General features: G+C 68.8%; 13 protein-coding genes. 6 read left to right on the top strand and 7 right to left on the bottom strand.

What is annotated here, in order from left to right; all coding sequences use genetic code 11:
- Positions 1-201: 201 nt before the first annotated feature.
- Both argF and K368_RS0115100 read right to left on the bottom strand, forming a co-directional pair.
- Positions 202-1146: an ornithine carbamoyltransferase gene (gene argF, locus K368_RS0115105; protein ID WP_027173064.1), complete on the bottom strand. Its 945-nt coding sequence runs from the start codon at positions 1144-1146 to the stop codon at positions 202-204.
- Between the two features lie 80 nt (positions 1147-1226).
- Complete coding sequence (locus tag K368_RS0115100; RefSeq protein ID WP_027173063.1) at positions 1227-2420, bottom strand: aspartate aminotransferase family protein; 1194 nt, start codon at positions 2418-2420, stop codon at positions 1227-1229.
- A 316-nt stretch (positions 2421-2736) separates the two neighbouring features.
- On the opposite strand from K368_RS0115100, the gene K368_RS0115095 reads away from it, so the two are divergent.
- Together K368_RS0115095 and K368_RS0115090 are read left to right on the top strand one after the other, a co-directional pair.
- Positions 2737-3210, top strand: a complete 474-nt coding sequence (locus K368_RS0115095; RefSeq protein ID WP_027173062.1) for a RidA family protein — start codon at positions 2737-2739, stop codon at positions 3208-3210.
- 2 nt (positions 3211-3212) lie between these two features.
- A complete protein-coding gene (locus tag K368_RS0115090; protein ID WP_027173061.1) occupies positions 3213-3965 on the top strand; it encodes a glycerophosphodiester phosphodiesterase in 753 nt (250 codons plus the stop codon).
- Positions 3966-4021: 56 nt separating this feature from the next.
- Here the strand turns inward: K368_RS0115090 and K368_RS0115085 are convergent, their stop codons facing one another.
- The gene (locus tag K368_RS0115085) at positions 4022-4429 is read right to left on the bottom strand and encodes a hypothetical protein (RefSeq protein ID WP_027173060.1); all 408 of its coding nucleotides are present in this window, start codon (positions 4427-4429) and stop codon (positions 4022-4024) included.
- A gap of 158 nt (positions 4430-4587) precedes the next feature.
- Between K368_RS0115085 and K368_RS0115080 the strand changes: the two genes are divergently transcribed.
- Genes K368_RS0115080 through K368_RS0115070 form a run of 3 tightly spaced genes read left to right on the top strand, consistent with a single transcriptional unit; the run spans position 4588 to position 7489 of the window.
- Positions 4588-5847: a GNAT family N-acetyltransferase gene (locus K368_RS0115080; RefSeq protein WP_027173059.1), complete on the top strand. Its 1260-nt coding sequence runs from the start codon at positions 4588-4590 to the stop codon at positions 5845-5847.
- Complete coding sequence (locus K368_RS0115075; protein WP_027173058.1) at positions 5844-7004, top strand: M20 aminoacylase family protein; 1161 nt, start codon at positions 5844-5846, stop codon at positions 7002-7004. The genes K368_RS0115080 and K368_RS0115075 overlap by 4 nt, the downstream gene beginning before the upstream one ends.
- Positions 7001-7489, top strand: coding sequence for a glutathione peroxidase (locus K368_RS0115070; RefSeq protein WP_027173057.1), 489 nt, complete (start codon positions 7001-7003; stop codon positions 7487-7489). Before K368_RS0115075 ends, K368_RS0115070 begins: the two co-directional genes overlap by 4 nt.
- Before the next feature lie 3 nt (positions 7490-7492).
- Here the strand turns inward: K368_RS0115070 and K368_RS0115065 are convergent, their stop codons facing one another.
- Positions 7493-8437: a cation diffusion facilitator family transporter gene (locus K368_RS0115065; protein WP_027173056.1), complete on the bottom strand. Its 945-nt coding sequence runs from the start codon at positions 8435-8437 to the stop codon at positions 7493-7495.
- 115 nt (positions 8438-8552) lie between these two features.
- On the opposite strand from K368_RS0115065, the gene K368_RS0115060 reads away from it, so the two are divergent.
- On the top strand, positions 8553-8999 hold the full coding sequence (locus tag K368_RS0115060; RefSeq protein ID WP_027173055.1) for an HIT family protein: 447 nt from the start codon (positions 8553-8555) through the stop codon (positions 8997-8999).
- Between the two features lies 1 nt (position 9000).
- Here K368_RS0115060 and K368_RS0115055 read toward each other — a convergent pair whose 3' ends face one another.
- The 3 genes from K368_RS0115055 to K368_RS0115045 all read right to left on the bottom strand — a co-directional run bounded on the left by K368_RS0115055 (position 9001) and on the right by K368_RS0115045 (position 11833).
- Positions 9001-9390 (bottom strand): PilZ domain-containing protein, encoded by a 390-nt coding sequence (locus K368_RS0115055; RefSeq protein WP_027173054.1) that lies wholly within the window; start codon positions 9388-9390, stop codon positions 9001-9003.
- Positions 9391-9480: 90 nt separating this feature from the next.
- Entirely contained in the window at positions 9481-9708 is a 228-nt protein-coding gene (locus K368_RS0115050) for a hypothetical protein (protein ID WP_027173053.1), read from the bottom strand.
- 67 nt (positions 9709-9775) lie between these two features.
- Positions 9776-11833: an NAD(+) synthase gene (locus K368_RS0115045; RefSeq protein ID WP_027173052.1), complete on the bottom strand. Its 2058-nt coding sequence runs from the start codon at positions 11831-11833 to the stop codon at positions 9776-9778.
- Positions 11834-11934 lie beyond the last annotated feature (101 nt).

Below are 11934 nucleotides of genomic sequence, written 5' to 3'. Positions count from 1 at the left end.
GCATGGCCTTCACCCTCGGTCGAACTCGACATCCGCCACCCGCGAATGCGGCAAGTCCCCGGTCGAGCGCGTCGAGAACGTCGTTCATGCCCGCTTCTCGTCCATGCCCGTTTTTCGTCCTGGCCCTTCTCCTGTTCCGCCTTCCCTGACCGCGACGGGATCGACGTCAGCGCGTAAAGGCGAGTGCGTCCGATCTGGGCCTCATGCCCCCAGGCACCACGCCAGGATGCCCTTCTGCGCGTGGAGCCGGTTCTCGGCCTCGTCGAACACCACCGAGCGCGGGCCGTCCATGATCTCGGCGGTCACCTCCTCGCCGCGATGGGCGGGAAGGCAATGCATGAAGATCGCGTCGGCCTTGGCCGCCGCCATCAGCTTGGCGTTGACCTGATAGGGCGAGAGCAGGTTGTGCCGGTAATGCTCGTCCTCGTCGCCCATGGAGACCCAGCAATCGGTGACGACGGCATCCGCCCCGTCCACCGCCTCGAAGGCGTCGGTAGTGACGTTGATGCGCGCGCCCTCAGCCCTGGCCCAGGCGAGGAGGGCCGGCGGGGCCGACAATTCCAGGGGGGCGGCGATGTTCAGGGTGAAGTCGAACCGTGCCGCCGCGTGCACCCAGGAGGCCAGCACGTTGTTGGCGTCCCCCGACCAGGCGATGGTGCGCCCCTGGATCGATCCGCGATGCTCCTCGAAGGTCAGCACGTCGGCCATGATCTGGCAGGGATGCGAGACCTTGGTCAAAGCGTTGATCACCGGCACGTCGGCATAGTCGGCCAGTTCCAGCATGGTGTCGTGGTCGAGGATGCGGATCATGATCGCGTCGATGTAGCGCGACAGCACGCGGGCGGTGTCGCCCACGGTCTCGCCCCGGCCGAGCTGCATCTCGCTGCCCGTCAGCATCAGTGTCTCGCCCCCGAGCTCGCGCATGGCGACGTCGAAGGAGACGCGGGTGCGGGTGGAGGGCCGGTCGAACACCATCGCCAGCATCTTGCCCGTCAGCGGGCGCTCGGCGGCGATCTCGCCCTTGCGGCGGCGGCCCTTCATGGCGGCCGCGGAGGTCAGGACGGCGCGGAGATCCTCGCCGGAGAAGTCCTTCAGGTCGAGGAAGTGGCGGGGCCCGGTGGCGGTCCCGTTGGTCTGGGGAATCATCGGCTCGTTCTTCGTGTTGGGCATATCGGCAGTGCGGGCGCCGCGGTCCGGCAATGAGGACGGACCCGGACGGCCATGCGTTACTCGGCGGCTCCGCGCATCTGCGCACCGAGCCGTCCGGCCGTGGCGTCGAGACGCTCGACCGCCTCGGCCACGTCCGCCTCGGAGACGATCAACGGCGGCAAGAGTCGGACCACGTTGTCGCCGGCGGGAATCACCAGCAGACGCTCGTCGCGCGCCGCTGCGGTGAAGGCGGTGTTGGGCACGCCGAGCTTGAGCCCGAGGATGAGGCCGGTGCCGCGAATTTCCGAGATCACGCCCGGATGCCGGTCGATGACGGCGCCGAGCCGCTGCTTGAGGAGCAGGCCCATCCGCAGGACATGGTCGAGGAAGCCGTCCGCGAGCACCACGTCGAGGACGGCGTTGCCCACCGCCATGGCCAGCGGGTTGCCGCCGAAGGTGGTGCCATGGCTTCCCGCCGTCATGCCGCGCGCGGCTTCCGCCGTGGCGAGGCAGACGCCGAGGGGGAACCCGCCGCCGATGCCCTTGGCCGCGCTCATGATGTCGGGGGTGACGCCCGCCCATTCATGGGCGAACAGGCGGCCCGTGCGGCCGACGCCGGTCTGGACCTCGTCCATGATGAGGAGCAGGCCGTGCTCGTCGCAGAGCGCCCGCAGGTCGCGCAGCATCTCGGGGGGCACCGTGCGGATGCCGCCCTCCCCCTGGATCGGCTCGATCATCAGGGCCGCCGTCTCCGGGCCGATCGCCGCCACCAGCGCGTCGTGATCGCCGAAGGGCACCTGATCGAACCCGTCGACTTTCGGGCCGAAGCCGTCGATATACTTCTGCTGTCCGCCCGCCGCGATGGTGGCCAGCGTCCGCCCGTGGAACGCACCCTCGAAGGTGACGATGCGGAAGCGCTCCGGGTGGCCGCCCGCCGCGTGGTACTTGCGCGCCATCTTGATGGCGGCCTCGTTGGCCTCGGCCCCGGAATTGGCGAAGAACGCCACGTCCGCGAAGGTCGCGTCCACGAGCCGCCGGCCGAGGCGCTCGCCCTCGGGGATCTCGAACAGGTTCGAGGTGTGCCACAGCTTCTGCGCCTGGGTGGTCAGGGCCTCCACCAGGTGCGGGTGGGCGTGGCCCAGGGCGTTGACGGCGATGCCGGCGCCGAAATCGAGATATCGCTCGCCGTCGCGCGTCACGAGCCAGGCGCCCTCTCCGCGCTCGAAGGCGATCGGAGCCCGGGCGTAGGTCGGCAGAAGGGCGGATGTCACGATCCCGACTTCCCATCGTCAAAGCGGACACGTGGACGAGCCACGGTACCAAATGAAAGTGCCGCCTCGAAACCGGGCGGCACCGCTGCGATTACTAGAGAATTGACCGGTTCTGTCAATGATCGGCCGGGTTCATATGCCTGACATGCCTAAGGATTAAGCTGTCCCGCAGGGCACGATCCGTCGGTCGCACGATGCCCGCGCGGCGGGGGTGGCTCGCGCGGCTCGAGCTTGCGTGGCTCGGAGCAAGTGTGCTCTGTCCCGCCCCGTCGGGCATGACCCCAGGGATCGCATGCCTTCAGGGAAGGACGGACGGATGAGCACGGTCAAGGAACGCCTGGATGCCCTCGGCCTGGTACTGCCGAAAGCCGCGGCGCCGGTGGCGAACTACGTACCCTTCATCCGCACCGGCAATCTGGTGATCATCTCCGGCCAGATCTGCTTCGGCGCCGACGGCACGCTCGCCGACGCCCACAAGGGCAAGCTCGGCGCCGAGATCTCCCCGGAGGCCGGCATCGCCGCCGCCCGGCTCTGCGCCCTCAACGTGCTGGCTCAGGTGCAGGCGGCCGTGGGCGATCTCGACCGCGGCGTGGTGCAATGCCTGCGCCTCGGCGGCTTCATCAATGCCGTGCCGACCTTCGCCGGCCTCGCCGGGATCATGAACGGGGCCTCCGACCTGATGGTCGAGATCCTGGGTGATCGCGGCCGGCACGCCCGTTCCACCGTGGGCGTCGCCGAACTGCCCCTCGACGCCTCCGTCGAGGTCGAGGCGATGTTCGAGGTGAAGTGAGGATGGGGTCGAACGCCCCCGCCTGGCTTACCGCGACGCCCATCGCCCATCGCGGCCTGCACGACCGGGCCGCCGGCATCCCCGAGAACACCCTGGCGTCGGCAAAGGCCGCCATCGCCGACGGCTATGCCATCGAGTGCGACGTGCAGCTCAGCGCCGACGGCGAGGCCATGGTGTTCCACGACGAGGCCCTGGGGCGCCTCACCGGCGCCGTCGCCCTCGTGGCCGAGATGCGGGCGGACGCCCTGCGATCCCTGGCGGTGGCCGGCTCGCCCGAGACGATCCCCACCCTGCCCGACACCCTCGCCGCCATCGCCGGCCGGGTGCCCCTCGTGGTCGAGGTCAAGTCGCGCTTCACCGGCGACCTGCGCCTGGTCGAGCGCGTGGCCGCCATCGTCTCAGGGTATGACGGCCCGGTGGCGGTGAAGTCCTTCGACCCGGTGCTGATCGAGGCCTTCGCCGGTCTCGCGCCGGACATCCCGCGCGGAATCGTCGGCGAGACCGCCCAGGATGATCCGGCCTATGCGCTGATGCCGGAGAGCCTGCGGCGCTCGCTCTCGGACCTGCTGCATCTCGGGGCGAGCCGCCCCGACTTCCTGTCCTGGCGGGTGGACGACCTGCCCTGCGCCGCCACCTATCTCTGCCGCCATCTCGGCCGGATGCCGCTGATGACCTGGACGGTGCGCAATCCCGACCAGCGGAAGCGCGCGCACGAGCATGCCGACCAGATGGTGTTCGAGGGGTTTCGGCCCTGAGGATCGGCCTGATGGGGGCTGTCTTCCCGTGCAAAGACGATGCGAGGGCCGACAGTCTATTTCGGCATGGGGACAAGTCCGTCGAGGAAGGCCGTGACCTCGCGGCGGTTCCAGGATGCGCCATCGGTCCAGAATCGCAGCAGCGCGACGTGGTTGAGCCGCACCCATGCGATCACGCGCGGTCTCGCCAGGCGGGAAGCGCCCTTGGGCAAGAAATCGTCGCGCACCTTCGGATCGGCTCCGATGGACACGATCAGGCAGGGCAGGTCGCGACCGGCACGGTCGGGATACCATTTCACCCGAGGGCCGTTCGAACCCAGCGCCGTCGAAACGAAGATCGTGCCGGGGACGTTGGTGTCCTGTTCGTCGAGATTGGCCATCTCGATCAGGACATCGTCGGCGAAATCATCCGGCGGTGTCCGCCTTTCGCTGCCGGGGCGGACATCGAGAGCCGTCGGTCCCATCTATCTCATCCCTCCTCGGGAATCGTTGCCGTCATTGTTCATCCAAGGCCATTCGAGCCGCAAGGGCGGCGTTCGCCGGGATCGGACTCCGGAGGTCACTGGTGTCTGCGTCCGCACCGCGCGCTTGTCCCCTCGCCCGACAGGGTTAGATTGCGGTCATGGAAAAGACCGGACCGGTAGCCGAGCCAGAGCTGGATCCCGCACCGACCCTGCAGGTGCGCGCGGTCACCGGCCTCGCCGAGATCCCGGCGGCGGAGTGGGATGCCTGCGCCACGTCGCCAGAGACCCTGGCGGCGGGGGACGAGACCCACAATCCCTTCGTCTCGCACGCCTTCCTCTCGGCCCTGGAGGATTCGGGCTGCGTCTCGCGCAGGACCGGGTGGCTGCCCCTGCATGTGGCGGTGGAGCGCGAGGGGCGGCTCGTCGGGGTCGCGCCCTGCTATCTCAAGTCGCACAGCCAGGGCGAATACGTGTTCGACCATGGCTGGGCCGATGCCTACGAGCGCGCGGGCGGGGCGTATTACCCCAAGCTCCAGGTCAGCGTGCCGTTCACGCCGGTCACCGGCCCGCGCTTCCTCATCGCGCCGGGCCAGGACGTGACCGAGGCCGCCTCCGCGCTGATCGCCGGATTGCGTGCGCTCCGGGCGGAGACCAAGGCCTCCTCGATCCACGTCACCTTCATGCAGGAGCGGGAATGGGAGCAGGCCGGCGCGCTGGGGCTTCTCCAGCGGCTCGACCAGCAGTTCCACTGGGACAATGCCGGCTATGCCGCGTTCGAGGATTTCCTCGGGGCGCTCTCCTCGCGCAAGCGCAAGGCGATCCGGCGCGAGCGCCGCGACGCCCTGAGCCAGGGCATCACCATCGAGCACATCACCGGCGCCGACCTGACGCCGGCCCATTGGGATGCGTTCTACGAGTTCTACGCCGATACCGGCGCCCGCAAATGGGGCCGGCCCTACCTCAACCGCCAGTTCTTCGGCCTCATCGGCGAGCGGATGCCGGAGCGCATCCTGCTCATCATGGCCAAGCGCGAGGGCCGCTATGTCGCCGGCGCCATCAACTTCATCGGCGACGTGGCGCTCTACGGGCGCAACTGGGGTTGCAACGAGGATCACCCGTTCCTGCATTTCGAGGTCTGCTACTATCAGGCTATCGATTACGCGATCCGGCATGGGCTGAAGCGCGTCGAGGCCGGGGCGCAGGGAGAGCACAAGCTCACCCGCGGCTACCGGCCGGTGCTGATGCATTCGGCCCACGACATCGCCGATCCCGCCCTGCGCCGGGCGGTCGCCGATTATCTCCGCCGCGAGCGCGACCACGTGCTCGAGGCGGCCTCGGTGCTTGGCGAGATGACGCCGTTTCGCCGGGACTGCATGATAGCCGATCCCGAGACCCAAGAGGACGAAGAGCGCCCATGAGCCCGATCGACCGTATCAAGGCCTTCGCCGACGACCTCACGGCGATCCGCCGGGACATCCATGCCCATCCCGAGATCGGGTTCGAGGAGGTGCGGACCTCGAACCTCGTGGCTGAGGAGCTGCAGCGCTACGGTATCGAGGTTCATCGAGGGCTCGGGGGAACCGGCGTGGTCGGCGTGTTGCAGGGGCGCACGGCCAATGGCCGCCGTATCGGGCTGCGGGCGGAAATGGACGCGCTGCCGATCGAGGAGGAGACCAACCTCCCCCACCGCTCCACCATTCCGGGCAAGATGCACGCCTGCGGCCATGACGGCCACACCACCATGCTGCTCGGCGCGGCCCGCTATCTTGCCGAGACGCGGGATTTCGACGGGACTGCCCTCTTCGTGTTCCAGCCGGCGGAGGAAGGGCTCGGCGGCGCCCGCGCCATGCTCGCCGACGGTCTGTTCGCACGCTTCCCCTGCGACGAGATCTACGGGCTCCACAACACCCCCAGCGGCCCGCACGGCAAGCTCAAGATCCGCCCCGGCCCGATGATGGCGGCGGCGGACTTCTTCGATATCCGCATCACCGGGCGCGGCGCCCACGCGGCCGAACCGCATCGCGGTCTCGATTCCATCGTGGCGGCCTCGGCCCTTGTCCAGGCGCTGCAATCCATCGTCTCGCGCAATGCCGACCCGCTGAAGAGCGCGGTGCTCTCGGTGACCCAGATCCATGCGGGCGCGGCCTATAACGTCATTCCCGAGGGCGCCCATCTCGCCGGCACGGTACGGACCTTCGATGCGGGCGTGCGCACGCTCGTCTCGCGCCGCATCCGAGAGGTGGCCAAGGGCATCGCCCTCGCCCACGGGGTCGAGATCGACGTGGAGATCCGCGACGTGTTCTCGGTGCTGGAAAACAGCGCAGCCCATGCCGCCGCGGCGGCCGAGATCGCCCGCGAGATCTTCGGGTCCGAGGACGTCGACGACGACACGGTGCCGCGCATGGGCAGCGAGGATTTCGCCGACATGCTGAGGGTGGTGCCCGGCGCCTATGCCTGGATCGGCGCGACGCCGGGGCCGGGCCTGCACAACGCCGCCTTCGATTTCGACGACAGCATCATCCCCCTGGGCAGCTCCTACCTCGCCCGCCTCGTCGAGAAGCGCACCGCTGCATGACCAGCCTGTTCGATTTCACGCCCAAGGCCGCCGACGGCACGCCCTATCCCCTGGATCAGCACCGGGGACAGGTCGTGCTCGTGGTCAACACCGCCTCGAAATGCGGCTTCACCCCGCAATACGAGGGGCTGGAGGCCCTCTGGCGCAAGCACCGCGAGGACGGACTCGTGGTGCTTGGTTTCCCCTGCAACCAGTTCGGCGCCCAGGAGCCGGGCGATGCCGGGGAGATCGCGCAGTTCTGCAGCCTGACCTACGACGTCAGTTTTCCCGTCCTCGCCAAGGTGGAGGTGAACGGGGCCGGCACCGACCCGGTCTTCGCCCATCTGAAACAGGAGAAGCCCGGTCTCCTCGGCACCAAGGGCATCAAGTGGAACTTCACCAAGTTCCTGGTGGGCCGCGACGGCAGGGTCATCGGCCGCTACCCGCCCACCGCCAAGCCGGCGGATCTCGAAGGCGACATCTCGGAAGCCCTGGCCGGACGCTGAGCGTCAGACGGCGGAGTCCCTGGCCTGGATCTCGATAAAGACCCGCTTCACCGCCGGGTTCTGCGCCTTCAGCCGGGCATCGAGACGGCCGACCATGGCCTCGACCTCCCCGGCCTTGAGGTCGTCCTCCATGTCGAGGCTGACATTCACCAGGATGTCGGAGGGGCCGAGATGCTGGGTCAGCACCGCATTGACGTGGCTAACGCCGGGCTCCGTCCGCACCGTCTCCTCGATGGCGGCCACGGTCTCTGGGGCCGCCGCCTCGCCGACCAGGAGGCCGTGGGTCTCGATCATCAGGAACAGCGCCATCCCGATCAGGATCGCGCCGATGCCGATGGACGACCAGCCGTCGAGGCTGGGCATCTTCAGCCATTCGGCGAGGATCACGCCGGCCAGGGCCACCATCAGCCCGAGGAGGGCGGCGACGTCCTCGATGAGGACCGTGAACAGGGCCGGGTCCTTGCTCCGGCGGATCGCGGTGATCGCCTCCCGGTCGCCCTTCTCGGCCCAGAACGCCTTGAGGGCGACGGCGCAGGAATAGCCCTCGGCCAGCACGGCGAAGCCGAGGATCGAGAGGTTGACCCAGAAGCCCGGAATGGTGCGGCCGAAGATCACCGCGTCGGCGGAGGCCTCCGGGTAGTGGATCTTGTGGATGCCCTCGTAGACCGCGAAGGCGCCGCCGCCGAGGAAGATGAACAGCGCGACGATGAAGGCGTAGAAATAGACCTCCCGGCCGTAGCCGAAGGGGAAGCGCGCATCCGCCGGCTTCTTCGCCCGCGACAGGCCGACGAGGAGGAGGATCTGGTTGGCCGTGTCCACCAGGGAATGGACGCCCTCGGCCAGCATGGCCGAGGATCCGGTGAAGAACGCGCCCACGAACTTCGCCGCCGCGATGGCGAGGTTGGCTCCCGCGGCGGTATAGATCGCGCCGTTGCTTTCATGCGCCATGCCGGCGAAGCTCTCTCGAAAGGGACGGCCCGCGCGCCGTGGACGCCGGGGGCCAGTCTGTGCAAGGTCCGGCCGGAAATCCGCAGACGAACATCCGCGATGGAGACCGGCCCCGATGTCCTCAAACGCCGAAGCTGCGCAGTACGATCCGCAGAACGTCTTCGCCAAGATCCTGCGCGGCGAGATCCCCGCCCATAAGGTCTACGAGGACGAGCACACCCTGGCCTTCATGGACGTGATGCCCCAGGGGCCGGGCCATACCCTGGTGATCCCCAAGGCGCCGGCCCGCGGCCTCCTCGATGCCGACCCCGCATCCCTGGCCGCCGTCGCCGCCACGGTGCAAAGGGTGGCCCGCGCGGTGAAGACCGCCTTCTCCGCCGATGGTCTCACGGTCTTCCAGTACAACGAGGCGGCCGGCGGGCAGACGGTGTTCCACCTCCACGTCCACGTCGTCCCCCGGTTCGACGGCGTGGCCCTGGGCCGGCACACGGGCAAGATGGCCGACCAGGATCTTCTCGGCATCCATGCGGCCCAGATCCGGGCGGCGCTGGACGGCGCGTGAGTCAGTCGGGACCGGCGGGGGCCGGCGTCGCGGCGACGAGCCGGCGCAGGACGGCGTTCTCGGCTTCGAGTTCGCCGATGCGTTGGATCAGGGCCAGCATCGCGCCCGGCTCGGCCAGCGGCACCGGAGCGGCGGCCGCCGTTTCGTCCACGAAGGCGACGCCGATGCCGTCGGTGCGGCGCCAGCGAAGACTCGCTCGATAGGTCCGCTCCTTCTGGGGGATGAACAGGTCGAACAGATCCGGAAGGGTCGCGGTCTCCGTCAGCGCGAGGCGCGCGCCGACCGACGACAGGTCGCGCACGAGGCAATCCATGCTCGACGCGCCGTTGTTGAAGATGATGCGGCCCTTGAGGAACGTCCTCTGCCGCGCTTCCTTGCGTTTGTCCGACATGACGGTCGGCCTCCGACTCCGCTTGGTGCGACCGGCCGGACCCTCGCATGACGCTTCTTAAGGAAAGATCGCCGCGATGGACGAGTCCGCTCAGTTGAAGCGCCGATCCATGGTCTCGAAGAGGTAGAAGCCGTTGAAGCGCACCGCCGTGGTCGCGGCCCGCTCATCGAAATCGGCCGGCGCCTCGGCCTCGTCGCTCAGGCGTCCGCTGAACGCCCAGTTCCGTCCGCTGAGGAAGCTCGGCACGGCGCGGCTCTCGGGCACCGCGCAGCACAGGCCGCTGACGCTCTTCAGGCAGAACACGTTGTAGCTTTGCATCGGTCGGTCTCCGACTGGCCACCCCGACTCGGGCTCATAGTGGCATAATCGGACGGGACTGTGTCGGTCAGTTTTCCGGAACGTTGCGGGCGAGCTCGTCGAGCCAGATCCGCGCGTTGCCGTCGGACGGCGCACGCCAGTCGCCGCGCGGGGAGAGGGCGCCCCCGGCCGCCACTTTCGGGCCGTTGGGCATCGCCGAGCGCTTGAACTGGCTGAAGCCGAAGAACCGCTGCAGGAAGACGCCGAGCCAGGAGCGGATTTCCGGCAAGGCGTAGGTTTGACGCTTGGCCTCGGGAAAGTCCGGCGGCCATGCGCCGCGCTCCGCATCGCTCCAGGCATGCAGGGCGAGGAAAGCGATCTTCGAGGGTCGGAAGCCGTAGCGCAGGGTGTAGAACAGGTTGAAATCCTGAAGCGCGTAGGGGCCGATCCTGGCCTCCGTGCTCTGGGGCGAGCCGCCCTCCTCCGTGGGCACGAGTTCGGGCGAGATCTCGGTGGCGAGGATCGCCTGTAGGGTGGCGTTGGCGCCGTCCCCGATCTGGCCGCTGGCGATGACCCAGCGGATCAGGTGCTGGATCAGGGTCTTGGGCACCCCGGAATTGACGCCGTAATGGCTCATCTGGTCGCCGACGCCGTAGGTGCACCAGCCCAGCGCCAGTTCCGACAGGTCCCCCGTGCCGATGACGATGGCGCCGCTCTGGTTGGCGAGCCGGAACAGGTAATCGGTCCGCAGGCCCGCCTGTACGTTCTCGAAGGTGACGTCGTAGACCGGCTCTCCCCGCCCGTAGGGATGGCCCATATCGGCGAGCATCTGCCGCGCCGCCGGCCGGATGTCGATCTCCCCGGCGGTGGTCCCGAGGGCCGCCATCAGTGCGTGGGCATTGGCCTTGGTGCCGTCCGAGGTGGCAAAGCCCGGCAGCGTGTAGGCGAGGATGTCCGAGCGCGGGAGGCCGAGCTTGTCGAAGGCCTTGGCGACCACGATGAGGGCGTGGGTCGAATCGAGGCCGCCCGAGATGCCGATCACCGCCTTCTTCGTGCCGGTTGCGGCGAGACGCTGGGCGAGCCCCGCCACCTGGATGTTGTAGGCCTCGTAGCAATCCTGGGCGAGGCGGGCGATGTCGGCCGGCACGAAGGGAAAGCGCTCCACCCGCCGCATCAGTCCGAGATCGCCCGATGGCGGATCGAGGCGGAAGCGGATCGTGCGGTAGGAGAGCCCGCGCCCGCGCGCATTGTCGTCGAAGCTTCCCGCCTGCAGCCGTTCCTGGACCAGGAGGTCGAGGTCGATATCGGCCATGGTCGCCACCGGACCGGCGGCGAAACGCTCGCCTTCGGCGAGGCGGATGCCGACCTCGTCGATGCTGGTCTGGCCGTCCCAGGACAGGTCGGTGGTGGATTCACCGAGACCCGCCGCCGCGTAGACATAGGCGCAGGCGCAGCGCATCGACGCCGACCGGGTGAGCAGCGCCCGGGATTCAGCCCGGCCCACGGTGATCGGGCTGCCCGACAGGTTGGCGAGGACGGTGGCACCGGCCAGGGCCGCATCGGTGCCGGGGGAGGCGGGCACCCAAAGGTCCTCGCAGACCTCGATCCCGAGGGTGAAGCCGGGCAGGTCGTCCGCCGAGAAGAGCAGGTCCGTTCCGAACGGCGCATCGACCCCACCGAGGGTGATCGCCTCGCCGAGAATGCCGGCCCCGGAGGCGAAATGGCGCTTCTCGTAGAACTCCCGGTAATTCGGCAGGTAGCTCTTCGGCACCACGCCGAGCACCCGGCCCCGATGGATGGCGAGGGCGCCATTGTAGATCCGGTGGCGCCAGCGCAGGGGCGCGCCGACCACGAGGATGGGCGTCAGCTCGGCCGAGGCCGCAACGATGCGGGTGATCGCCGTCTCCACCGCGTCGAGGAGGGGCGTCTGCAGCAGCAGGTCCTCGATGGCGTAGGCGGAGACGCAGAGTTCCGGGAACACGGCGAGGACCGCGCCCGCCCGATGGCATTCCCCGGCGAGCGCCAGGATCTCGTCGGCATTGCGCTCCGGATCGGCCGGATGGCTGCGTCCGGCGCAGGCCGCCACGCGGGCGAAACCGTGGCGGTAGAGGGACTTGAAGGCGGAACTTCGTGTCGTTTCGACCAAGGGGCGGGGTGCCTCTCGCAAGGGTGACGCAGCGTCCGCAGCGCGCGGGGCTAAGCGGGCAGGGTCCGCCGAGGGAAACCCGTGTGATCCGAGACGCTTCA

Origin of the sequence: Methylobacterium sp. 10, from assembly GCF_000519085.1 — a bacterium.
Classification (GTDB): Bacteria; Pseudomonadota; Alphaproteobacteria; order Rhizobiales; family Beijerinckiaceae; genus Methylobacterium.
Note: the sequence above shows the minus strand (reverse complement) of the source record. Positions and strands in the feature narration are given on the sequence as shown.